This window comes from Streptomyces sp. NPDC055955, assembly GCF_042270245.1.
Lineage (GTDB): Bacteria > Actinomycetota > Actinomycetes > Streptomycetales > Streptomycetaceae > Streptomyces.
Map to the genome: position 1 here is coordinate 24,151 of NZ_JBHJYS010000031.1, position 21,604 is coordinate 45,754.

A 21,604-nucleotide genomic window follows, 5' to 3' on the forward strand; every position below is an offset into this window, starting at 1 on the left:
CCCGCGCCCACGGGGGAGAGCGACGGGCAGTCGATGAGCAACCCGTTGTCCAGGTCGCCGTCCGCGATGCGTTTGTCTCGCATACGGGTCGCGCTGCGGTTACTCGGTCGGCTACTCTCCCTGGCTTCGATGTCGCCCTGCGCGACGTCGTGCAGGGCGGGCCACTCCCACCGCTTGCCATCGAGCGGCCCGCCCTGTCCCGCCGCCGGGCACCTCCAGGCACCGGCGGCGGGAGCCTCAATCGGCCTGCGTCTCGCCGGGCCGACGCGGCCAACTCGTGCCGACACGGAAGCCGTTGCGGAGCTCCCCGCTGTAGAAGTGCCTGTGCTTGTCGCCACCGTGGCCGGCCGACAGGGTGCAGCGCCGTACGCCGTCGGGCTGACGGATGAAGCAAATACCGGGGATCTCGACGTGCTCGGCTGCGGCAGTGCGCTTCGGACTCATCGGTCGCCTCCCGCGAACTGTTCGAGGCCGAGCAGCGCGCGCCCCAGGGCGCTCACCGTGAGGGATGCTGCGAGGCAGCTCGGGCGCGTGATGCCATGCGGCATCGCGGGCCTGGCAGGCGGCGAGGACTTCGGCCGGGTCCTCGGTCACGTACACACCCAGGGTGGTGTCGTCCTCGTCGAACGCGAAGCGGGCGACGAGGCGGGAGTCGAAGAGCCACGGTCGCTGCCGGATACGACGGGCTGAACGAGCCCGCCGAAATCCGGGTGCATCCCGGCGGCGAGTTGCTCTACGTCAACAACCGGGGCGAGGACTCCCTCGCCTGGTTCCGCATCGCCGGCGACGGCAAGCTCACCCGGATCGCCGACGTGAAGCTCGCCGCGTCACTCCATCCCGGTGTGGCGGCCCGCAGCTTCGCCTTCGCGCCGCCATCAGGGGAATTCCTCCTGCTTGCCGACCGGCCCGCCGACCTGGTGCGCTCCTACCGGGTCAACGCCGGCGACGGCTCGCTCACCCCGTTGGCGGAGGAGCGTGTGGCCCAGGCCGGGTTCGTGGCCTTCGCCCTGCTGCCCGATTGAGGGGTGTCATAGCGGTCCCGCATTCGCAAGGGCACACATGCACGCACGGTGGGGGCCGGTGGCCGACAGGCCCCCACCGTCTGCGTCGGCCGGGACAGGGAACGGCCCTGAGGCGCTCCTCTCCTGCGTCACCCCCCTGGGGCGGGAGCCGTCCAGGAGCCGCTAGGCATGCCCGCCCGTAGACCGCCGAACCAGCAGGGGTCACCCGAGAACCATCGCGAGCCCTGTACAGAACTCCTCGCGTGGTGTTTGTACAACCTGTGGTCGTCCTCAGCGGTCTGGTCTGTGCAGGTCGACGCTGTGCGTGGCGTCGAGGCTCTTCGAAGGCGGGGTGTGATGGCCGAGGTCATCTACTTGGATCAGAACCACTGGGTCACGATGGCTCGGGCACGTGTTGCACCAGAGAAGATTCAGGGCGCCGAAGAGCGCCGGGCAGCCGAGGAGTTGTGGGAGCTCGCCGCAAAGAAGGCGGTGCGCCTTCCGCTGTCCAGTGCCCACCTGGTCGAGACGGCACACGCCGGTACCAAGGAGCGTCGCCATGACCTCGCGAGGGCCATGCTGGAGGCGTACGACGGGTGGCACATGCTCAGTCCCCTGGTCGTGCGCCTGCATGAGTTTGCCGGTGCCTTCAGCGGACGGAAACTGACCGCGGAGCATGTCTTCACGAACGCGCCACAGTCGCCCTTCTCCAACTACCCACTCGAAATCGACAGTCCGGACGCTGCAGCCCCGACGGGGACAGCCACACTGGGAATGACGGACGTCGTCTGGCGGGCTACATGGGCGAGTTTGCTGCTCGAGGAGAGCCTCCCGCAGGACGAACAGGAGGCCATTAACACGGTGGTCGCGGGGTGGGCGGATGCCGCGTCGCAGCTGGCCCAGGGACTGCGGGAGCACCCGGCAGAGCGGGACATGCGTCTGGTCGCCGCTGCGTACATGCTGAACGATCTCAAAATGGAGCTGGCCCAGGCAGGCCAGCTGGCAGGTCATCATTCTCCGGCGGAGACACTGACATTCCTGCAGCCCGAGAAGGTGGTGGAATTCTTCAGTCGCCTTCCCTTCACGGGCAGAGTGCTGGAGGTCCTCCAGGCTCGGCTCCGCAACGCCTCGGATGTGTGGGTCAACAACGACCTCAACGACCTGTACTTCCTCGCCTGTGCCGCGGGCTACGCGGATCACGTCGTCGCCGAGAAGAAGACCGGCACCTTCCTCCAGAGCGCCGACAAAGCGCTCGGTGCGCCACGCGCATCGGTCCACCTCAATCTTCGATCGCTCGTGGGCGCCTTGAAGAGCTCGACAGCCGGCATCTGACGCACCGCATCGGCTGCACGGCACAGAGCCGCCACGTCGCTACGTCCTCGCATGACGCAGTCGCAGGACAGGACTGTCTGCTGCCGTTCAAAAGGGCATGTGCGCGAGCAGAGGTTCCGAACTGCCCAGGCAGTGGACCGCACAGGACCACCCGACGTTGGCGCCGTTGTCGCGTTCCTGCTGTCGAGGCAGCGCAGAGGCCCGCGTCACTGGTCTGCGCGAGGTCCCGGTGGTCCCCCGGCCACAGGCCTCGGCTCAGCACAAGAGGGGCAGCGGGGTGCCGTTGGTCGAGTGGTCGATCCAGCACAATCCCCCACGGTCCAAACGGGTCCGGGTGCGGGTGACGGCCACGTAGGCCAGGCGTGCCTCGGCGTCGTCGACCGCGGGTGGCGCTGCGGGCTGCTGCGGACCGTCTGCGGGCGGTGCGGGGGGGGACCGAAGTCGTCGGCGATGCGTACCGACGTCCATTCGCGTCCCTTGGCCTTGTGGGCGGTGGAGACGGTGATGTCAGCGCTGTTTTCGGGGGCAAGACCGGCGACGGCGGCCAGGATGGCGTCCGGGCCGTGGGTGTCCACGAGGTCGACGAGCGGCTGCAGGTCGCGGCCGCGGGGATCGTGGGTCGCGTAAACCTGCAGGTCGCCCCACGAGGTGAACAGCACCAGTTCGGGATGGTTCGTGCGGCGGCCCTCTTTGAGGTCCTGGCGGCCCGGGCGAGGAGATTGAGGCCCTGACCGCCGCCGACCAGGGCGCCCTCGAAGCTGCTCATGACGTTTTTCGCACCACGCCACTGGTAGATGGCCACGCGCCCGGCCGCCACCTTCAACTCGCCCTGAACCGCGGCGCACCGTCGCGCGCTACTGCCACACCGCCGACACCACCCTCACCAAGCACGCCGTCCGGTGGCTGCGCCAGGGGCTCGACGCCCACCTGCCCATCGACGTGATCACCTGCTCCAGGCGGGGGCGGCGGCCCGCGATCGTCGCCTACTTCTGGCGCCGTAACACCCCGGCGAAGGGGAGGCGAGACCGTCGAAGCACTCGCCGCCAAGACCGACGTCAAGACGCCCTGAACGGTGTCCCCCATGGCGCCCTCCGTCGGTGGTCAAACCGTGTTCCAGCCCCCATGCTCATGCCTGGGCACCAGGCTGAGAGGGGATCGTATCGGCGGGGCACGTTCACTGGAAGATGGCCTTGCAACCGTCGTTCAACAGCCGCAGCACACCGCCAGCCAGCTGGCTTCCGCCCCTGTTAGCCACCACAAAGTGGTGGCGTCAGGCGGTGTCAGCACCATGCCCGGCCCGGGTGCCTGTGCCTGTGCCTGTGGCAGCGGGCACAGGCCGCGACGTTGAAGGGCCCCGCCGTGAACGGCGGGGCCCTTCAAGTTTTCGGTCTTCCCGTGACTTGTTCGATCAGGGGTTCAGGGTTCCTTCCTTCACCGAGGACAGGCTGTCGGTGAGGGCGAAGGCCGCGACCCACATGGACACTTCGAAGACGAGGAAGACGGCCAGCAGGGTCCACAGCAGGATGCGCGCCCAGCGGGGCAGGCGGAGGTTGATGCGGCCGGGGCCTTCGGGGGTGACGCGGTGGCGCCACAGCCATACGAGGACGCCGGCCCGGACGGCCACCGCGAGGAAGGACAGGGTCACCTCGGCGGAGTGGCCGAGGTCGAAGGCCTGGTCGACGACGCGCAGGAACAGGTTCGGCAGGATGAACCACGCGACGGTGATCCACTTGCGTGCGGTGGTCCACGAGGCCGACATGGCCAGGGAGACGAACCCGAGCGCTGTGACGACGAGGATGGGGAAGTTCAGCACGTCGGAGTGCGGCGCCACGGCGAGCAGGCCCATCACTGAACTGGCCGCGAGCAGTGCCAGAACGGTGCGCGGATTGCCGCGCCGCTGGTCGGGGTCGTCGTACTCGGCGTCCTCGCGCACGGCGGTGGCGGCGATGTCCTGGGGGTCGCCGAGCTCGGCGAGGATCTGGTCGAGTTCGCCGGGCCGCTCGGCCAGAGCGACGTCGATGTGCTCGGAGAGGTCCGCCAGTAGCTCTTTGCGGGGGCCGGCGGGCAGGGCGGACGCGGCACGGTCGACGGCAGCCAGGTAGCGGCGTATCTCGGGGCGGGTGGCGGTGCTCTTCACTGTGCTCTCCGGTCGGCGTGCTGGTCGGGGGTGATGAGGCGGTCGACCGCCTGAGTGAACTCCGCCCAGACAAGGGCAAAGTCCGTGAGCGCCGTACGGCCCTTGACCGTCAGCGCGTAGTAGCGCCGCGGGGGGCCATTGGGCGACTCGCTCCAGTCGGTCGTCACCAGTTCCTCGCGTCGCAACCGGGTCAGCAGCGGATACACCGTGCCCTGGCTCGTCGCCAGCGCGCCGGTGTCCGCCAGCTCGCCCAGCAGCTCCGTGCCGTAGCGCGGACCGTCACGCAACAGGGACAGCACGCAGTACTCGAGGACCCCCTTGCGGAGCTGGCTCAATGTTTTGCCAGGTTCCATGCAATGCATAGTAGATGGCGGTGCCATGTATCGCAAGGTAGCTCTGACCAGCTGTTCAGTGGTGTGTGACCAACCACGTGACAACGGCGATGAACACCTGCGGACGAGCATGGACCTCTGCGGACTATCACGCAGGCAGGAGGCTCACCGGCCCAAGGCAGAGCCCCCCAGCTTCGTTGGCTTTCAGCAGCAGCGTTCGCCTGATTGCTTGAGCAGCGGTGGCCCGTGAGCCAGGAGTGTGGGTAGTGGAGACTGCTTTGCGCCCTGGGTGATCGGCATGGATGCTGGCTCGCCGGAGGTACTGAAGATGATCAACGTTGTGTTGAAGCTGTCAGCCCGTGATTTGGTGCATGCGGACCTGGCCTCGTGCGGGTGGGCAGGGTCTGACCGCCACCTGGCCGGCGTCGCAAAGCAGTTGGAACGTGCCCGGATCGGCGAGGTCGACTACCTTGCGGTCTGCCCCGCAACGGACATCCCTGTGGCGAAGGGCGGCGTCGACTACCAGGCCAAGGAGGGCGTCGGGACTTTGTGGCAGCTGGCAGTCCACCCCGCATTGCAGTCGTGCGGGATCGGCACGTTCCTTGTTGAAGCCGCAGAACTGCGGATCAGGAACCGCGGTCTACGCCAGGCCGAGCTCGGTGTGGAGGAAAGCAACCCCCGGGCACGTGCGCTATACGAAAGGCTGGGTTACGTCGCGTACGACCGTCAGCCGGACTCGTGGGACGAACAAGCCCCTGATGGATCGTTGCGCCGCTACGAAACGATGTGCACGTTGATGCGGAAGGAACTCACGTAGCCTCAGTCACCTTCGCAGGATCTGTCAGCGGACGCGTCGTCCTTCGACCCGCACATGCATGCCGAGGCACGTGCGTGCTCGATGGACCCAACCGGACCCTGAATCAATCAGAGCGGAAGCGTTATGCCCAGCTCCCGCATCGCGGTGGAGGGCGGTCCGCCCTCGGAGCGTTCCGTCTTGTAGCCCTTGGTGCCAGCGGCGAGGGTGCGCGGGTCGACAGCTTCTGCAGGGGCGCCGGTTTCGTACAGGCCATCGGGCTGGGTGTCACGGTCGTGGGGCAGCAGCCAGAACACGCGCCGGCGGAAGGTACCCGAGGAGCGGGAGGCCTTGGCCTGGGGGGCTAGGGTCGCGTAGCCGACCATGCGTCCATCGCGGTGGTAGGCCGGTTTGCCGCGGCGGGTGGGCAGCCGGTCCAGGCTCTGGCGTACGTAGTCGAGGTCGGTGACGTCCTCGAGCCAGACGAGGTCGCTCTCGTGTCGGATCTCGTCTTCGGTGATCAGGGAGCTCATGCTCTCTCCTCGTCGGCGAGCAGTCCGATGCCCGGGTAGTACTTCCTAGAGTTGGACAGGATCATCTCCTTCGGGGAGGCCAGTCCGACCAACTCGCGGGCGCGTGCGGCGAACGCGCGCGATGAGATGACAGGGGCGCCCTCATTTTGGCACCACGTCTTGTACTCGGCATACAGGCGGGCCTGCTCGGCGCGTGAGTCGGGACTGAGGACGCAGCACTCGTCGAAGAACCGGCCGATATGGTCCTCGGTCTCCGCATAGGCGGTAGTGGCGATGCGTACGCGGGCGGGGCCGGTGAGGTCTTTGTCGCCGGCGAGGTAGCGCCGGGCACCTTCGATGAGCCAGCCCAGGATGCCTGGGCCTTCCTCGGTGACGAGGACGTCAGCCAGATTGTCGATCTTGCGGTCGTCGGAAACGACGCGCTCGAAGGGGATCAGACGCATACGGCGCCAGAACGCGAAACCACCAGTGCCGACCTCAGGTCGGTGATTGGCCAAGAGCCACAGCTTGTGGGTGGGTTCGAAGCTGAAGAAGTCCTGGCGCATGCGGCGAGCCTTGATGCGGTCGCCGCCGGTCAGGAGCTTCACGCGGGCCTCGTCGAACTTGTCACCGGGCTTGACCTCGGAGCACACGATGACCCGACGGCCGTGGAGCTCGGCCAGGTCGGTGGGGTGCCCTTCGAAGGGGCGGGACATGAGGAAACCGGGAGGTGCAGCGTCCGCGTAGTCGCCCAGGAGTTTCATCAGCACGTCCAGGAGGACACTCTTCCCGTTCTTGCCGGAGCCGAACAGGAAAGGCATGACCTGGCCGCCCACGTCCCCGGTGACGGAGTAGCCGAGCAGCAGCTGCAGGAAGCCGATCATCTCCTGGTCTTCGGGATTGCTGCCGAATGTGTCGGTGAGGAAGCGCTGCCAGCGCGGCGTCGGTGTCTGCTGGGGGCCCACGGTGGTGGAGCGGGAGTTGAAGTCCTTGCCCGGGTCCGGGGCGCGCAGCAGGCCCGTACGCAGGTCGACGATGCCTTCCGGGGTGCACAGCACGTAGGGGTCGGCATCCAGAGTCGTCGCGTTGAGGACCATGCCTGGGGCGGATTTGGCCTGGGTCAGCATCGCATTGATGCCGGAGGTGCTCATGGAACGCTTGATGTGCTGGTTGAGCGCCGAGGCGGTGAATACGCCCCGCGGGTCAGAGGTTGCGAAGGCTTCAGCGAGGTCACCGGCGGCCCACATGACGGTGTCGTCCTCGTCGAACTGCCAGCGGGTGCCCTGCCAGCGGTACCAGCCCAGACCTGGGACGTGGCGGTAGTCGCTGCCGTACAGCTTCACGAACAGCTTTGCGTTGCCGCGGTCAGTGAGCGTGTCGGGCAAGAGTCCGGCCGGCGTCGCTCCTCCCGTCATGGCAGGAGGCGCAGGGCTGGTGACTTGGGCGGGCAGGGATGCGGGCGCCGTCTGGGCTCGGATCTGTGCGGCGACGGCCTCGGGGTCGAAGTCGAACAGCACGCTGGGCTCGTCGGGGTATGTCACGGGCGCCTTCCCGGGTGGAGGGGGCGCTGCATGCCGGCGCTCAGCCCGCTGCGGATGATCTGTGCTGCCCGGTGGTCCTGTCCGGGGCGGGCAGTGACTGCGGTGTCGAGCAGGGCGCGCTCCGTGGCGTCGTGGGGCAGGTATTCGGCTGCGATGAGCCCTCCGAGGGTGTACGCGGCCCGGTTGAGCCGGTCGGAGAATCCAGCGCCTTCAGCGACTTGGCCGCAGGCAGCCACATCGGCAAGGGCCGAGGTGAGCGTTCGCTGGATGTGGTCGCGGCCGCCGCCGGCGGCCAGGACCGCCTGGCGGGCGCGCGGCGGGACAGGCCTGGGTGCCGGAACGGCAGGCGTTGGCCGGTGCCCGGTGCGCTCGAGCTCTTGGGCCAGCCATGCGGGGAGCTCCGCTGGCTCCTGGGCGCCTTTGAGCGGGATGTACGTGCCTGAACTGGTGGTGGTGTGTGGGGCGATGATGTATCCGCCGTGCGCGCGGACGTCTACCTGCCAGGCCAGTGCTCGGCCGTGGCTTGAGCCTGCCGAGCACTGCCATCCGGCTGCGGGGTCGGTCCGGTACCAGACGTGGAGTCCACCCGAGGGCGTGCGGACGCGCAGCGTGGACGGATCGGTCGCTGGATTAGGCTTGCCGCGCAGCGCGGCGAGAACGGCCAGGGTGTGGAATCCGGATGCCAGGCCCCTGAGGTCGATGTGCTCGCCGATGTGGATGCCCGGCAGTATCCGGCCCCGGTCCGGCACTTGGACCTGGTGGGCGTCGATGTCGATAACCACCAGCCCTGCGCGACCGCACGCAACCCCGACGCCGAAGTCAGGACGGGGACCCCACCACTGGGCGATGCGCTCCGGATCCAGCGTCGCGGCATGGAAGCCGTGGCACCAACGCCCTGCGGACAGGCACGGGCAGCCAGCACGAGAGTGACCGGGCTGTCGGCAACGCGCACAGTTTGCTGCCGGGGTCTTGCGGCCCCGGCCCAGCGGGTGAACGGGCCACCCTCGGGATGCACACTGCTGTGCTGTGGCTAGCGACTGCACAGCGACTGAGGCCTCCAGGGACAGATGCTGTGAGTCGCTGCGAGAAAACCGCAGCTCAGCAGGCATCCACTTCCCCTATCAGCGACCCAAGCGACTCAACGACGGACATAGATTAGCGAAGGATCTAGAACGGGGGGCGGAGCCCATGCGGATTGCCCTCGTCCGTGTCGATGATGAGACCAACACCCAACCATGAACCAGCGACCGGAGAAGCTACCCAGCGACTGGACGCGCTTCAGTCGCTCGCGCCCGCCACCCGGCAAAAGACCAGGTCAGAGCCCATGACCAGTCCAGATCAGCGACTGAAGCGACTCAAGCTCCTTATATATGACACAGGCGCGCGCACGGGAATGTCTCCACATACTCGAACTCCGGTCGCTTCAGTCGCTGGGGAGCAACATCCAAGCCCCTGACCTGGGAAAACTCGAACATGGGTCCGCAGCTACCGAGCTGCTCCCTCAGTCGCTGGCTCTTCAGTCGCTGTTACATCTGGCCCGCTGCCTCTGGCACCGCAACTGGGTGTAGCGACTGAAGCGACTCAGCAGCAGAACAGTCCCCACCTCGGAAGACGGATCGCACCGGGTCTGCTGCTGAGTCGCTACAGTCGCTCCGGCTCTGCTCGTTGCCGTGTCGGCCGTCCGGTCAACCGTCGTCCCCAACGGCGGGATGCTGTCGGTTTGAACAACGCCGTGACGGTTCGAGCTCCTCCGAGCCGGATCCTCGCCCAGCCATGCACCTCGTCCTCCCTTGTCGCTGTCGCGTGGGTGGCCCATGGGGCTGCGCATGGCTTGTCCCGCACAGCTTTGCGCTCGGTACAAGCCACCGGCCGGCCTGCTGTCAGGCGGCCTCGGGTGCGGCGAGATCGGCTGCGGAGAGAGCGAATCGGACGGCTTCCTGGAGGGTGAACAGGCATTCCGCGTCGGTCAGGTCGTCCTCGTCGGGGATGCGGGCCGCATCCCGCAGGGATCGCAGCGCGCCAGCCGCGAGGGTCGCGACCGGGTCGGTGGTGGTGTACACCGGCTCCCCCATCCTCGGGGCGGAAAGCCAACCGGCCGCCCGCACCCCGTAAATCGCGGAGTTGAAGATGTAGTTGTCGTAGCCGACGAGGCGGTTCAGGACGTCCGCGGCCGCGCGCAGCAACTGCGGCGGCGCTGCCTCATCGGCAGCCATCTCCAACACCAGGTGCACGACCTTGACGAGGGGCGCGTCGTGCACTGCGATCTCGTCCACCCGGTGCGCCTTCAGGACGTCGCCGGCTCGGCGGCGGGCCTCAGGGGCGCTATCGGGCGTCTCCCACAGGACCCAGAGCAGCTCGCGATCCTTGAGCGCCCAGGCCAGGGCGTCGTCGACGAAGCGCGCAGCCTTCTGCGCCGCGTCCCCCTCAACCGCGCGCAGGTGGTCGGCGAGACGGCGTGCGGAGTCAGCGTGGACGGGGTCCTTACGGATGAAGGGCGGGGCGGCGGCCGCGCGCAGGAGTGCGGTGTACTTCCGGCTGCGGCCCGTGGCCTCCTGGGCGCGACGGGCCCGTCGGGCGGCGCGGGACTGGTGACGTGGCATGAGGTCGTCTCTCCGGGCATCCCGCGCCTGCCCGCAGTCGTGCGGGTGGATGTCACGGGCCCGGGTGGGGACCTTGGCCGCCAGAGCTGACCCGGCGCGGGCGGGGATACAGCGGCGGCGTTCGGCTTTGCGCGTCCTGCCGGACGGCATCGTAGTCGACTCGGCTTCGTCCGCTAGCGCTTTTGGCAATGCCCGCGGCGGCAAGGTTTCTGGATGTGTGGATCCCCTGCTGCCCCCTCGTCCCCTGTTGCCCTCTCCTGCAATGGGGAGCATGGGGTGTGGGGCAGGATGAGCAGCGTTGTAGTGCTCCTTTCTGTGAGTGCATAGAGGCCGAGCTCTTCCGGTGTGGACGAGTTCGGGTGATGTGAAGGACACACGTATGGCCAGCGGCACCGTGAAGTGGTTCAACAGCGAAAAGGGCTTTGGCTTCATCGAGCAGGACGGCGGAGGCCCCGACGTCTTCGCCCACTACTCCAACATCAGCGGCAACGGCTACCGCGAACTCGTCGAGGGCGAACAGGTCACCTTCGACATCGGCCAGGGCCAGAAGGGCCCCCAGGCGGAGAACATCATCCGCGGCTGACCACGCACGCGCCATGAAGGTGTGGGGTGCTCGCCGGCAACGGCATGCACCCCACACGGGTTGAGCGGGCAGGCACGCCGCAGCGTACGTCAGTGACTGCATACACGCCCTGCTCGCGATCCGCCCAACGTACGTCCCGGCACAACTCCCTGTCGGCTGGTGGGGCGTCGGCAGGTCAGCGCCGGGCATGGGGGCAGGTCTCCGTCCGGTGGTTGGCGAGCTGTTGGAGGCGGCGCAGCAGGAGGTGGCAGTTGGCGGCGGCGTCGTAGCGGCTACCGAGCTTGATGTGGCGGTAGGCGTGGTACCGGGTGGACCACAAGCCGGTCCAGGCGGAGATGGGCGGTATGGCGTCGTGCCAGTGGCTGCTGTTCAGCCATGCGCTGACCCGGACAGGGTCGCTGAGGTGGCGGTGGAGCTCGCGGGCGATGACGGTGTGGTCGTAGGTGTTGTAGGCGACGAGGTGGCGCCCGTGGAAATGCTCGGTGAGTACGGGTAGCAGGTCGTTGAAGGTGGCGGCGTTTCGGGTGTTTTCCTCGGTGAGGCCGTGCAGCGCGCTGGCTTCGAGTTCGAATTCGGCTTGTGGGTTGAGGAGTTCGTTCAGCATGAGCGTCCCGCTGCCATCGACCGCAGCGATCTGGGCGGCGAAGGGGTTGGTGAGGCCGGTGGTCTGGACGTCAATGATGAGCAGGGCCGGGTCGGCCAGCAGGCGGCGAGCCCACCATGTGGCGCGGGCGCGTTCGCGGGGCCAGGTGGGTGGGCGGCGCAGGGTACGAACGGCGTCGGCGAATGAGGCGTGGCGCTCACCGGTGGCCTGGACGTGCCAGAGGCCGTCGGTGTCTCGGGCGTGGAGGGTGCCGAGGTAGTCCTCGGGCTGGTAGCTGCCTGGTGGGTAGATGCCCCAGGTGGGCCGGTCGGTGTCGCTCGGCCGGATGCATTCGACGGGGACGGTGTCGATGGTCGTGATGAAGCTGTCGCTCCAGGTCTGTGGGTCGGAGCAGGCCATGTCGGTGCTGGGGGACGGCAGGGATGGCGGGGGGTAGCGGGGGTTCATGTGCCGGGACCCCTCCGTACGGGTGCGGATCGACGCGGGAGCTGTGAGATCGCCGGCGTGATGGCTAGCGCCATGTCGCGGAGCTGGGGAAGCAGCGGCGCAGTGGGGGTGAGGAGAGAGCGGAGCTGGGGAAGTGGGAGGGCTTCGTGGCGTAGGACCAAGCCTTCGGTGAGCAACTGTGCTGCCGGAGCGGCGAGTTGTGGTGGCAGCCAGGTGGTCGCGGCATGGGCGTCGTCGGCCTCGACGGGCGGGTGGGCGCGCGGTGGGCGGGTGAGGAGGGCCTGGTAGAGGCCGGCGGCGGGCTGCAGCGGGGGAAGGCCGGCAGTGAGGGCGCGCTCACTGGCCTTCTGGGCGCAGCACAAGCCCTTGAGGTCGAGGTCTGCGTAGAGCAGCAGGGTGTCCACGGGGTGGTCGCGCTCGCGGAAGGATGCCTGGGCGGAAGGAAGGGAGGCGATGAGGTGGTCGCCTTCGCCGAAGCCGAGCCAGCCGACCTGGCTGCGGTCGGGCCAGGTGCCGAGGATGTCGCGCAGACTGGTGAACGCGGCGGTGTTCTCGACGATGAGGAGCCAGGGCGCCGGCCCGAGTTCATACATCGCCAGTGGGGCGGGTGTGGGCCGGGCTCGGAGGTGCTCGGTGAGGTCCAGCAGTCCCTTGGTGACGAGGTGGTGTCGCTCGATGTTTTTGAGGCGTTTTTCGTCGCCGTACAGCTCGTAGGAGCGGTCAGCGATCGGGATGATCTCGGCGTTCGGCTGGTCGCGCAGCAGCGCGTTGACGGGGCCGAGCAGGGCGTGGTCGCCTGCCGTCAGGCGCAGGGTGGTGGCGAAGCGCAGCTGCTCGACATAGGCGTGGGGGGCGGGCTGGTGGCGGGGCTGCCGCGCGGCGGGCGGGCGTTTGACCCAGCGGGGCAGGGGCGGGTGGGCGCTGTACTCCCAGCCTTCCCTGCCCTTGGGCAGGGTGGCCAGCCCACGGTGGGCCAAGGTGCGGGCGGCGTCGGCGAGGATGCGGCGGCGCCGGGGCGAGGCGGCCAGGCTGGAGTCGCCCGCGTCGGCGGCACCCGCCAGCGCGTCGAAGTCGACGCGCTGGCGGGGCTGTCGGGAGAGGAACGCGGCCATGTGATCGGCGGCGGTCACATAGCCTCCTGCTCGGGGGCCTGAGTGTCTGTTTCCGTCTCGGTGCGCAGCACGGCGCGGCGCAGGAGATGGGCGGTGGTGATGCCGTCGTCCTGGGCGCGGGTGACGCCAGCTGCGACGGCGTCGCCGTACCGGTCGAGGATCTGGACATAGCGCCGTTTGGTGCGCAGGTCCACGCCGTTGCGCATGCGGATGATGAGGGGGAAGCGGCCCAGGGCGGGCAGATCGTTGGATCCGGTGGTGTAGACGAGTTGGATGCCGTGGGCGTCGGCGACGCGGCGCTGCAGGTCGACGAAGGGCCTGTAATTGGCCTTCCCGAACGGGTTGTCCAGCACCAGTGTGCCCACTCCGCCGGGGATGCGCCGGTCACGCTGGGCGGCACGCATCCGGGCAAGCGTGCAGTACAACAGCACGGACACGGTCAGCAGTTCGCCGCCGCTGAATTTCTGGATCTCGGTGACAGATTCGCGTTCGACGGTGTCCAGGTTCTGTGTCGGCTTGATGATTTTCGCAACGATGTTGCCCCGGCCACCGAGGGCTGCCAGGACCAGCCGCTTGGCCAGGGGAATCGCCTCGGGCAGGGCGCTGGCTCGTCCGGCGGCGCTGGCCGGCAGAGCGGTGATGAGACGGTCGATCTCGGCGGACAGTCTGCGGGCCAGTTCGTCGCCTGTGGCACGCTGGCGCAGCTCCAGCGACAGGAATCGCTGGCTGGACCAGCTCCCCAGATTCTTGGGAAGACGGGAGTGGCGGGCGACTTCTTCCACGCTGTCCAGGACCGCTTCGACTGTGCTCGTACAGGCGTCCACGACGCGGGCCTGGTCCTCGGCGGACTCGGCCAGAAGTGCGACGACCTGCCGTTCACGCTCCTCGATGTCCTCCAGAAGTGTGGCCAGCCGGGTGGGTGTGGTGAGGTCTTGCTGCAGGCGTTCGCGTAGCCGTCCGTCGACGATCTGCACGTACTCCGGCTGTTGTGCGAGCCGTTCCACCTTCTGCACGTCCTTGCGCAGCACGGTTCTGGCTCTCTCCAGGGCTCGGTCGGCCTGAGTGACCTCGCGGACGAGGGCGTCCTTGATCTGCTCGGCGTCGTGCGGCTGCAGCGACTGCGCGGTCACAGCGGACAGCCCGTGCCGTTCGAGCAGGAGCACGTCCACGGTCATCTCCGGGGCGCCATCAGCACCCTGGGCGGGGGCTGGATAGTCGCTTGCCGCACGGAGGGCGCTGACTGATTGCCGAAGCTGCGCGTCGTGGCTGGCAGCCTGGTCGGCGCGCCGGTGGATCTTCTCGGCGTCCAGATGCCGCACCTGGGCGAAGGTCCCGTCCTGTTCCAGTAGCTGCCGTGCTGACTGCAGTTGCTCCTGCGCTTCCTCGGTGCTGTCGAAGGCCGGAACCTTGGCATCGGGGAAGTCGTCGAGGGCAGTGGCCGCCTCTTCGTGGTCCTTGGTGACCTGCCGCAGCAGCAGTCCCGCTTCCGCCTCTGCACGCTCAGCGTCTTTGAGGGTTCTGTCGGCGACGGCGATGCGGGCAGCAAGGTGTTCGGCGTCCATGGTCTCGGCTTGGTCCACGAGTTTTGTGGCCCGTCTGCGGGCCACCGAGCCGGCCTTGGGCAGCTTCTGGTTGAGGTGCTTGATAGCGGTTTCGGCAGCGGTGAGCCGCTGCTGCAGGACGGTGTCGCTGATGCCGTTGAGCCAGTCCCGGCGGGCCTGTGCCCAGCGCTCGCGCAGGGCCTGCACGCTGCCCTCGGGCACGGCAGCCGGGCGGGCAGCGTCGAGGACGTCATCGGACAGTTCCTGCTGGATCTCCTGGGTCCACCCCTTCCAGCGCTCCGCGCGGTCCTGGCAATGCCGCAGCGCTGCTTGCGCGGCCAGCTCCTGCTCCTGGGCGATTTGCCACCCGTCTTTGCATGCCTGAGCGGCCACGCGGTGCTCCCGGGCCTCGGCCTGAGCATGCTGGCGCTGCGATACCCAGTGCTCCACAGCTCGGGCCGTCGCCACCAGCGACTGGACCTGAGGGAGCGCTGCGGCGAGTGCCCGTAGCGCAGCTGTGTACTGGGCCAACCGGTGTTCCGCCCGGCGTCCGGCGTCCTCGGCGTCGGCGGCCTGGCGGACCAGGACGCTCGTCCGTTCGGTGAGTGTGTTCACCTCCTCGTCGAGCTGCCCGAGGAGTCTTTCCAGACCGGCCCGTGTCTGCGCGTCGAACGTGTCCAGATGGTTGCGCAGTCGTCCGCGAAGAACGCGATCGGCCTCCCGCCGCTGGACGATGGTCGTGCAGCGCTCGTCCACGGTGGCCAGACGGGCACTGACGCGGTCCAGTTCCTCCTCGCCGGCCTCGGCATCCAGTACTGAGGGGCGCAGCGGCAGCACCGCGATGTCACCAAGTGGCTGGGACAGCAGGCTGCTGGCCTGGTCGTCGGTGGAAAGAGAGATCACCGTCGGCAGGGCGACATCGGCCCGCCGGGCCAGCGCCGCCAGATCGCCGCCGGGCACTGGTCCGCAGATGACCACGCCACCGATCAGGTGGGGGATGGCCGCGAGGACGGCGTCGTGCTGGTGGGCGGGCACGGTCTCGCGCAGGAATTGCACCCCTGTGACCGCCGGGGCGCCCTGCTCCCGCAGCGCGGTGACGGCCTGCTCGACCTCGCGAGGCGGCGGGCAGAACCCGTCGCGATCCAGACCCTCACGCAGCCGCTCGTCCTCGAGCGCCTGGGCACGTTCGGCGGCCAGTTGCCCATCGGCGGTCACCAGTTGGTCCGTGAGCATCGCGACGAGGTCAACTCCGGCCCCGTCCAAGTCCAGCTCACCAGCCGCCTCCCCGATCCCGGCCAGTTCCCTCAGGCGGGGATCGGCAACCAGGTCGCGCCGGTCCTGGGCCAGGGCGTTCCACTGGTCCCACACCTGGTCGTGCCGCTGTCGCGCGGTACTGAGGCGGCCGGCGCAGGAGACCCGCTCCGCCGCAATGGCGGTGGCCTGCTCGCGGGCTTCTTCCACCTGGCGCCGCGCCTGTTCAGCCTGCTCCGTGGCTGCTTCTTCCTCGTGCACGAGCCGCGTCAAGGCCTCGGTGGGATCTTCCTGCTTGCCGAGGAGGCCGGTACGGCGGGCAGCCGCCAGCTTTGCCTGCTCCTCCTTGCGGGCCTCCTCGGCAGACGCCGCCCGGCTCTCGGCCCGGACGGTCGCAGCCCGCGCTTCCTCGTACCCCCGCTCACCCGCCTGGGCTTGCGCGGCGGCTGTCTCGAGCGCGGCACGGCTTTGGTCGGACTCGACCGCAAGCCGTGCGAGAACGTCTTCGAGCTTGGCGTACAGTTCGGCCCCGGCGTGCTCTACGGCCTCGCGCAACGGGGCCTGCTCGCTTTGGGCGCAGGCCAAGAGCTGCTTGGCCTCGCGGCGTTCGGTCTCCTGGTCTTCCAGGTCCAGTAGCCAGGGGACTGCCTCCCAGGCTGCGGCCTCCCGTTCCGCGCGGGCAACCGCCTCGACCTGAGCGGCATGGTCTCGCCGGTGGTCAGCCATCCGCAGCCGTTCGGTCACCTCCCTAACCTCGGCCACGCGTTGCTTCCGCTCTTCGACCCGGCCCTCGGCCTCGCGCGCCTCATGTTCGGCGGTGTCCGCCTCGCGGCGCAAGGCGGTTGCCTGCTGGGCCTGGCGCTCGGCCTGGGCCTGGATGTGTTCGCCCGCGCGCCGGGCGATCCGGGCCTGCTGGTAGAGCGTCTGCTCGGCGACAGCGACCTCGGCCGTGCTCGTCTGCACCGGCTTCAGCCGCAGAACAGCTTCGGCGAGGAAGCGTTCCTCCATTTCCCGCGCGGGGCGGGCGGCCAGCTTGTCGGCATGCTTGGACAGGGCCGCGCGCGCCGCGGTGGGCGCGGCCGCATCAACGACCATGTCGATGAGGAAGTCGACGAACTCCTCGGCAGTGCGGAACTTGAACAGATCAGTGATCCCGCCCTCTTCCTGGTTCATGGTCTTCTGGATCTTGAAGACCTGGGGGTCCAGGCCGTGGCTCCCCAGATACTCCTCCCACTCGTACTGTTCGTCCGCGACAGCCAGTTGCAGCCGCCGCTCCGACTTGTTGGCCGCCTCCAGCGCCTTGACGTACATGCTCATGGTGAGCTGGCCGTCCTCGGTGCGGACCGGCAGTGAGTCCAGTTCCAGTCCGCCGGGCTGGGGCCGCAGCAGGTACCAGCGGCGCTCCAGGCGTTCCCAGTTGCTGCTCGGGTCCGCCGGACACTGGCGATCGCGCCACTGGTAGACCCCTCCCGTGAGTAGGACGGCGCCGGATGCGGGGCGGTCGGAGTCGCCCCACTCGGCGATCACATGGGAGACCTGTCCGTCGGGGACATACTCGGCGAGCGACTTGGCCTTGGCGGCTCCGATGAAGTCCTTCTTGGCCGGCAGCAGCAGGCTGAAGAGTAGCGAGAGCAGGCTCGACTTGCCGCCGCCGTTGCGCAGCCACAAGATCACATCGACCGGCTGCATGGGGCGGCCGTCGACCGAGCAGGGGCCGCCGGTCAGGTCCAGCACGAGTGACTTGAAGCCGGCAGCGCGGTGGCCGATGTTCTCCAGACGAAGGCGTCGGACTTGGAGCATGGGTCAGTCCTCCTCGGCGAGGTGGGCGCGGCGCAGGTCGCACAGCGCGGTGAATGCCGCCGAGGCGGCGGCTTCGCGTACCTGGACGCGGAAGCGGTGGGCGAGCCGGTAGGTCCCCGGCCCGAGCTCGTCGGCGCGATAGGCCATGCCCTGATCCACCAGCCAGTCCAGCGCCTCCTTGATCACCCGCTGGGTGCTCGACTGCGACAGTTGCCCCTTCTTGCGTGTCAGCTGCGAGGGCGGGAGCTTGCTGTACAGCTGCCAGGCGGCCTTGAGCTCGGGGTGCGGCACGGGCAGGCCGTCCGCGTCCACGGCCGCATCGCGGAGCTTGGCGGTGAGCCGCCGCAGAAAGTCGTCGACATCCGTGAGCGAGATCCGCTTGACGGTCTCCTCCTCCAGATCCCCGGCCGTGGGGTAGGCCCTGGCGGCGATGGCGACATGGGCGAGCCCGAGGACGAGGCGGTCGTTGACCCCCAGCTTCGGGTGGTCCTTGAGGCGATAGGACAGCCAGGAGCCCTCCCGGGGATGCAAGATCAGCCCTTCGACCGTGTGCGCCTCCATCACGTCCAGGTCCAGACCGTCCGCACCGGCGTCCACCGCGTCGCGGAACGCCCCGTCCATCCGGTAGCGCTGCAGGAGGTCCCGGTACTGCGGGAACTGCAGGGGCCGAAGACGCGGCTGACATCCGAACCGCACCAGTACCGCCGCGTCCGCCAGGTCGGCGGGGGAATAGGCATACGTGCTGGTGGTCATACCAGGACCTCCAAGTCGTCCTCGGCGTGCGTGGGATCAGGGATCAGGGACTGGGCAGGGACGAGCAGTAGGTCACTGCCCGCGAGCGGTCCGAGGTCGAAGGCGGCGCCGTCATCGAGCACCACCACGAGTTCACCGAGCAGGTCCGCCAGCTCGTCCGCGACGTCGTCCACCTCGTCCTCCTCGGGATCGGGGGCATAGGCCCGCAGCGCGGAGACAGCCAACAAGTCCGCGGCCTCCACCGTGTAAACCAGCGCCTGTTCAAGTAGCTGGGACAGCCGCACCGGAGTACGCAGAGCCTCCATGAGCACAGTGCGCGCTACAGCCAGGTCCTCCTGGCTGTAGACAGAGAGCTCACCCGGGTCGTCGGCGATCAGCTCGATGTCCTCGTCGGGCACTGCTTCCTGCACTTCCCGGGCCGGGGCCAGCAGCGATGCCCACCAGTCCTGAAGCCGTGGCTGATGGGAGACCACCGGACCGCCGACCGCATCGGCGAACCGACTCGCGATGACTTCGGCGTCCTCGATCCCGAGGCAGAGCAACGGCTCCAGCACGTCCTCCTGCACTCCCACGAGGGCCAGGCGCGGCGAGGGGCGGAAGCGCTGGTCAGCCTGGGACCGTAAGAACGCCGGACGGGCATCGATGACCTTCTCCAGCAGCTGCGTATGCCGCAGATGAGCCCGGCCCAGCAGCCGCAGGACTCGTTCACAGGTACGGCGTACGTCGGCGTCCTCCACCGCGTTGCGGACCCCGCGCATGTACTCCATCAGGTCGCGTTCCACTCGGTGGCGCTCACCGAGGTGTTCGCGGGACGCCTTCAGCAGCACGGGCACGTCCCGACTCCAGTCCACCGCCCGCACATCGCGTTCGGTCTCCTCCAGCACCGCTCGCACCCGCTCGCAGTACATGAGGGACAGCTTCAGACTCTCGGCTGCACTCTCTTCCGCGCGTCCCCACCGGCCGCTCGCTACCTGACGGCGCAGCATCGTGTCCTTCGCTGCCTGTTCGTCCTCCAGGTCGTGCTCCAGCCCGGACAGCAGCAGATTGATGGCCGGAGTCGTGGCCCGCAACACGGCCTGGCCGCGTCTGCCGATGCCCTCCTCCAGCATCCGCAGCGACAGCGTGACCCGACTGTGCCCCGCGCGATAGTCGCTGTAGGAGACCTCGATCTCCTCCCCGTGCTGCGCGTCATTCAGCAGCTCGCGCAGGACAAACCGGGCCACCGCCAGATGCTCAGCGGCTTCCTGTTCGGGCGCCGCGGACGCTGCCAGCGACGCGAGGAACTCGACCACCTCCTCCGTCGTCGCCTCCGCCTCCATCTCCTGCCTGCTCACCACCGCTTCCAGCGCGGCCAAAGCGAGGGTGCGGGGGTCGTAGAGACCGCAGGTGAAGCTCTGCCACGCCTGGCGCTGATCGATCCGATGCAGCGGAGCCCCGCGGGCCAGGACTGAACTGCGTCGAACGAAGCCAACCTCGGCCACCAGCGCCCGCCACTGATCAACGCCGTCGGGAACCGCCGTCGCCGAGGCGAGCAGTCGCCGCTCTTCGCGATCCAGAAGGGCCTGGATCACCGAGTCGCTGTCGTATTGCTCCGCACAGTCGGAGCCCTCCAAGAATGTCTTGTGTTCTGTCACGTCGTCAGTGGAGCAGCAAGCACTGACAAACCATGTGAATAGCCAGCAAATAGGTAACCGGTTTGGCGCGCAGCCAGAATGATGAAAGTCGAAGCTCCAGCCCTAGAAATATGGAGGCCAGCAGCTCCACGTAGGGACGTCCTCGACGAACCGCTCTGGCGATGAGCCAGGCCGCTGACCCTGGTGACTCCCGGATCGGCGAACACTGTTGGCCGTTGCTCTGCGCACGAGTGACTAAATGGCTTCGACGGGGTTGAGGTCGGGTGCATAGGGCGGGAGGCCGATGGTGACACGCTGGCTGACCCGGCGCACCGGTCCAGCCAGCGTCGTATCCGAGGCCTCCCAGGAGACAGCAGCGTGCGTCTTCCTCACCTGGGTGCCCGGCTCTCCAGGTGCCGTCGCTCGTTGAGTAGGCATGAATGCTGAGGGGACAAAGTTGTCGGTGCAGGAGCTGGCTTTGGAGGTTCTCCTGGCGCAGTTCCAAAGGCAGGTGACGGCGGAACCGCAGGTGGCCCTTGAGGCTGTTAAGCGCCTGGTGCGGGCGCTGCACGAGGCGTCCTGCTGGGCCACCGATGCCGCGCGGGAGGCCGGCGTGGGCTGGCATGAGATCGGGCGGGCGCATGCCGTTCTGGAGGGCGCCGGAATTCTCCTGCAACAGTCGGCAGCGCTGTTCCTCGGACTCCCTGCCGCGAACCGTGCTGCTGAGCGAGAGATGCTCGCCCACGCCCTCGCCGACGAGCTCCTCGGACACGACGACAGGGATCAGGACGGGGAGTAGATGCTCAGCGCGCCTGCTGAGGAAGACAACTGGCCAGCAGCGGCGGACCGTTTCCAGCAGAACACTAGGGTCGGCATGCCGTCATCGCCCGAGTGCTGAGATCTTCTTCGACCCGGCAGAGCCAGCTCTTCCTGGTAATCGAACTGCGCTGGCCCGTCGCAGAATCTACGGCCCTGCCCCATGATGGCGTGTCGCAGCGGTCCGCGGTTCAGTACGTGTTACAGGCGCCAGCCGCGGATGCGGTCGGCTGCCGTAAACACGTCGGCCTTTCCCGATAGCAGTTCGGCGGCAAGGTCGACGAGGTCACCGTAGGGGGCGTCGATTCCTTCACCGCTGGCATGCATGTAGGCGATCGTCACAGCACAGGCGAAGCGGACGTTGTACGCGGGCAGCGGCTTGAGGAGCAGGAAGGTGTGCAGCAAAGCTGCCGCGCGCCAAGACGCATCGGAGTCGGTGCCGGCCCGGGGCGGGTCGACGCGGTGGCGGGCCACGCCGGCCATCAGCGCCGAGAAGTCGCCGACGGTCGGGTGTTCGGGCAGGGCGGTCTCCTGCTGCTGCAGGAGCCACCGCATATCGATATAGATGACAGGCGGCATCGGTCAGGCGGCCCGGTCCGCTGCCCCGGCCGCTGGGCCGTCCTCTAGGCCCGCGGCCGCGATGGCCTCAGCGAGAGCCGGATCGTGGAAGACGCGGGCGAAGGCCTCGGCGCCCTCCTTCAGCGCACGATGGCGGGCGATCTGGTCGGCGGTCGAGGCGCGTACCAGGGCCTTGAGAGTGACCCCCTGCTCTCGCGCCAGTTCGCGGAGCTCGTCGAGCTCCTCTTCGCTGAACTCCACATTCAAGGCAGGCATGC

The 21,604-nt window shown here is 68.3% G+C and carries 19 protein-coding genes and 2 pseudogenes; 5 read left to right on the top strand and 16 right to left on the bottom strand.

The genetic code is table 11. The features are described 5' to 3' along the window. Positions 1 to 237: 237 nt before the first annotated feature. On the bottom strand, positions 238 to 444 hold the full coding sequence (locus ACFC96_RS40935) for a hypothetical protein (protein ID WP_376617441.1): 207 nt from the start codon (positions 442 to 444) through the stop codon (positions 238 to 240). 84 nt (positions 445 to 528) lie between these two features. After that, positions 529 to 663: pseudogene (locus ACFC96_RS40940) on the bottom strand (DUF6879 family protein); the annotation flags it as partial. Positions 664 to 710: 47 nt separating this feature from the next. Here ACFC96_RS40940 and ACFC96_RS40945 point away from each other — a divergent pair. Both ACFC96_RS40945 and ACFC96_RS40950 read left to right on the top strand, forming a co-directional pair. Next, entirely contained in the window at positions 711 to 1,022 is a 312-nt protein-coding gene (locus ACFC96_RS40945; RefSeq protein ID WP_376617443.1) for a beta-propeller fold lactonase family protein, read from the top strand. Between the two features lie 336 nt (positions 1,023 to 1,358). Beyond that, positions 1,359 to 2,333, top strand: coding sequence for a hypothetical protein (locus ACFC96_RS40950; RefSeq protein WP_376617445.1), 975 nt, complete (start codon positions 1,359 to 1,361; stop codon positions 2,331 to 2,333). A 255-nt stretch (positions 2,334 to 2,588) separates the two neighbouring features. Here the strand turns inward: ACFC96_RS40950 and ACFC96_RS40955 are convergent. The 3 genes and pseudogenes from ACFC96_RS40955 to ACFC96_RS40965 all read right to left on the bottom strand — a co-directional run. Beyond that, positions 2,589 to 3,081: pseudogene (locus ACFC96_RS40955) on the bottom strand (3'-5' exonuclease); the annotation flags it as partial. Positions 3,082 to 3,741: 660 nt separating this feature from the next. Then, positions 3,742 to 4,470, bottom strand: coding sequence for a DUF1700 domain-containing protein (locus tag ACFC96_RS40960; RefSeq protein ID WP_376617447.1), 729 nt, complete (start codon positions 4,468 to 4,470; stop codon positions 3,742 to 3,744). Continuing rightward, positions 4,467 to 4,823 (bottom strand): PadR family transcriptional regulator, encoded by a 357-nt coding sequence (locus ACFC96_RS40965; protein WP_376617449.1) that lies wholly within the window; start codon positions 4,821 to 4,823, stop codon positions 4,467 to 4,469. The genes ACFC96_RS40960 and ACFC96_RS40965 overlap by 4 nt, the downstream gene beginning before the upstream one ends. A gap of 277 nt (positions 4,824 to 5,100) precedes the next feature. Here ACFC96_RS40965 and ACFC96_RS40970 point away from each other — a divergent pair, with 277 nt between their 5' ends. Continuing rightward, positions 5,101 to 5,619 (top strand): GNAT family N-acetyltransferase, encoded by a 519-nt coding sequence (locus tag ACFC96_RS40970; protein ID WP_376617451.1) that lies wholly within the window; start codon positions 5,101 to 5,103, stop codon positions 5,617 to 5,619. A 107-nt stretch (positions 5,620 to 5,726) separates the two neighbouring features. Here ACFC96_RS40970 and ACFC96_RS40975 read toward each other — a convergent pair whose 3' ends face one another. The 4 genes from ACFC96_RS40975 to ACFC96_RS40990 all read right to left on the bottom strand — a co-directional run bounded on the left by ACFC96_RS40975 (position 5,727) and on the right by ACFC96_RS40990 (position 10,248). Further along, positions 5,727 to 6,128, bottom strand: a complete 402-nt coding sequence (locus ACFC96_RS40975; RefSeq protein WP_376617453.1) for a DUF6009 family protein — start codon at positions 6,126 to 6,128, stop codon at positions 5,727 to 5,729. After that, positions 6,125 to 7,522: a phage/plasmid primase, P4 family gene (locus ACFC96_RS40980; RefSeq protein ID WP_376617579.1), complete on the bottom strand. Its 1,398-nt coding sequence runs from the start codon at positions 7,520 to 7,522 to the stop codon at positions 6,125 to 6,127. Before ACFC96_RS40980 ends, ACFC96_RS40975 begins: the two co-directional genes overlap by 4 nt. Before the next feature lie 122 nt (positions 7,523 to 7,644). Continuing rightward, on the bottom strand, positions 7,645 to 8,757 hold the full coding sequence (locus tag ACFC96_RS40985) for a bifunctional DNA primase/polymerase (protein WP_376617455.1): 1,113 nt from the start codon (positions 8,755 to 8,757) through the stop codon (positions 7,645 to 7,647). A 771-nt stretch (positions 8,758 to 9,528) separates the two neighbouring features. Further along, complete coding sequence (locus ACFC96_RS40990) at positions 9,529 to 10,248, bottom strand: hypothetical protein (protein WP_376617457.1); 720 nt, start codon at positions 10,246 to 10,248, stop codon at positions 9,529 to 9,531. A 379-nt stretch (positions 10,249 to 10,627) separates the two neighbouring features. On the opposite strand from ACFC96_RS40990, the gene ACFC96_RS40995 reads away from it, so the two are divergent. Continuing rightward, positions 10,628 to 10,831, top strand: a complete 204-nt coding sequence (locus ACFC96_RS40995) for a cold-shock protein (protein WP_376617458.1) — start codon at positions 10,628 to 10,630, stop codon at positions 10,829 to 10,831. 175 nt (positions 10,832 to 11,006) lie between these two features. Here the strand turns inward: ACFC96_RS40995 and ACFC96_RS41000 are convergent, their stop codons facing one another. The 5 genes from ACFC96_RS41000 to ACFC96_RS41020 are packed head-to-tail and all read right to left on the bottom strand — an operon-like array spanning position 11,007 to position 19,973. Continuing rightward, positions 11,007 to 11,882, bottom strand: coding sequence for a 3'-5' exonuclease (locus ACFC96_RS41000; protein WP_376617460.1), 876 nt, complete (start codon positions 11,880 to 11,882; stop codon positions 11,007 to 11,009). Next, positions 11,879 to 13,012: a hypothetical protein gene (locus ACFC96_RS41005; RefSeq protein WP_376617462.1), complete on the bottom strand. Its 1,134-nt coding sequence runs from the start codon at positions 13,010 to 13,012 to the stop codon at positions 11,879 to 11,881. Before ACFC96_RS41005 ends, ACFC96_RS41000 begins: the two co-directional genes overlap by 4 nt. Continuing rightward, a complete protein-coding gene (locus ACFC96_RS41010) occupies positions 13,009 to 17,586 on the bottom strand; it encodes a hypothetical protein (protein WP_376617464.1) in 4,578 nt (1,525 codons plus the stop codon). The genes ACFC96_RS41005 and ACFC96_RS41010 overlap by 4 nt, the downstream gene beginning before the upstream one ends. Before the next feature lie 3 nt (positions 17,587 to 17,589). Continuing rightward, positions 17,590 to 18,339 (bottom strand): hypothetical protein, encoded by a 750-nt coding sequence (locus ACFC96_RS41015; RefSeq protein WP_376617466.1) that lies wholly within the window; start codon positions 18,337 to 18,339, stop codon positions 17,590 to 17,592. Then, positions 18,336 to 19,973 (bottom strand): hypothetical protein, encoded by a 1,638-nt coding sequence (locus ACFC96_RS41020; RefSeq protein ID WP_376617468.1) that lies wholly within the window; start codon positions 19,971 to 19,973, stop codon positions 18,336 to 18,338. Before ACFC96_RS41020 ends, ACFC96_RS41015 begins: the two co-directional genes overlap by 4 nt. 436 nt (positions 19,974 to 20,409) lie before the next feature. Between ACFC96_RS41020 and ACFC96_RS41025 the strand changes: the two genes are divergently transcribed. Then, positions 20,410 to 20,751: a hypothetical protein gene (locus ACFC96_RS41025; protein ID WP_376617470.1), complete on the top strand. Its 342-nt coding sequence runs from the start codon at positions 20,410 to 20,412 to the stop codon at positions 20,749 to 20,751. Positions 20,752 to 20,969: 218 nt separating this feature from the next. Here ACFC96_RS41025 and ACFC96_RS41030 read toward each other — a convergent pair whose 3' ends face one another. Together ACFC96_RS41030 and ACFC96_RS41035 are read right to left on the bottom strand one after the other, a co-directional pair. After that, positions 20,970 to 21,347, bottom strand: a complete 378-nt coding sequence (locus ACFC96_RS41030) for a toxin Doc (protein WP_376617472.1) — start codon at positions 21,345 to 21,347, stop codon at positions 20,970 to 20,972. 3 nt (positions 21,348 to 21,350) lie between these two features. After that, positions 21,351 to 21,602: a hypothetical protein gene (locus ACFC96_RS41035; protein WP_376617474.1), complete on the bottom strand. Its 252-nt coding sequence runs from the start codon at positions 21,600 to 21,602 to the stop codon at positions 21,351 to 21,353. Positions 21,603 to 21,604 lie beyond the last annotated feature (2 nt).

Excerpts from the sequence above, each read along its gene's own strand:
- ACFC96_RS40935 (WP_376617441.1), bottom strand. The coding sequence starts at position 444 with ATGAGTCCGAAGCGCACTGCCGCAGCCGAGCACGTCGAGATCCCCGGT.
- ACFC96_RS40950 (WP_376617445.1), top strand. The coding sequence starts at position 1,359 with ATGGCCGAGGTCATCTACTTGGATCAGAACCACTGGGTCACGATGGCT.
- ACFC96_RS40965 (WP_376617449.1), bottom strand. The coding sequence starts at position 4,823 with ATGGAACCTGGCAAAACATTGAGCCAGCTCCGCAAGGGGGTCCTCGAG.
- ACFC96_RS40970 (WP_376617451.1), top strand. The coding sequence starts at position 5,101 with ATGGATGCTGGCTCGCCGGAGGTACTGAAGATGATCAACGTTGTGTTG.
- ACFC96_RS40975 (WP_376617453.1), bottom strand. The coding sequence starts at position 6,128 with ATGAGCTCCCTGATCACCGAAGACGAGATCCGACACGAGAGCGACCTC.
- ACFC96_RS40980 (WP_376617579.1), bottom strand. The coding sequence starts at position 7,522 with ATGACGGGAGGAGCGACGCCGGCCGGACTCTTGCCCGACACGCTCACT.
- ACFC96_RS40985 (WP_376617455.1), bottom strand. The coding sequence starts at position 8,757 with ATGCCTGCTGAGCTGCGGTTTTCTCGCAGCGACTCACAGCATCTGTCC.
- ACFC96_RS40990 (WP_376617457.1), bottom strand. The coding sequence starts at position 10,248 with ATGCCACGTCACCAGTCCCGCGCCGCCCGACGGGCCCGTCGCGCCCAG.
- ACFC96_RS40995 (WP_376617458.1), top strand. The coding sequence starts at position 10,628 with ATGGCCAGCGGCACCGTGAAGTGGTTCAACAGCGAAAAGGGCTTTGGC.
- ACFC96_RS41000 (WP_376617460.1), bottom strand. The coding sequence starts at position 11,882 with ATGAACCCCCGCTACCCCCCGCCATCCCTGCCGTCCCCCAGCACCGAC.
- ACFC96_RS41010 (WP_376617464.1), bottom strand. The coding sequence starts at position 17,586 with ATGCTCCAAGTCCGACGCCTTCGTCTGGAGAACATCGGCCACCGCGCT.
- ACFC96_RS41015 (WP_376617466.1), bottom strand. The coding sequence starts at position 18,339 with ATGACCACCAGCACGTATGCCTATTCCCCCGCCGACCTGGCGGACGCG.
- ACFC96_RS41030 (WP_376617472.1), bottom strand. The coding sequence starts at position 21,347 with ATGCCGCCTGTCATCTATATCGATATGCGGTGGCTCCTGCAGCAGCAG.
- ACFC96_RS41035 (WP_376617474.1), bottom strand. The coding sequence starts at position 21,602 with ATGCCTGCCTTGAATGTGGAGTTCAGCGAAGAGGAGCTCGACGAGCTC.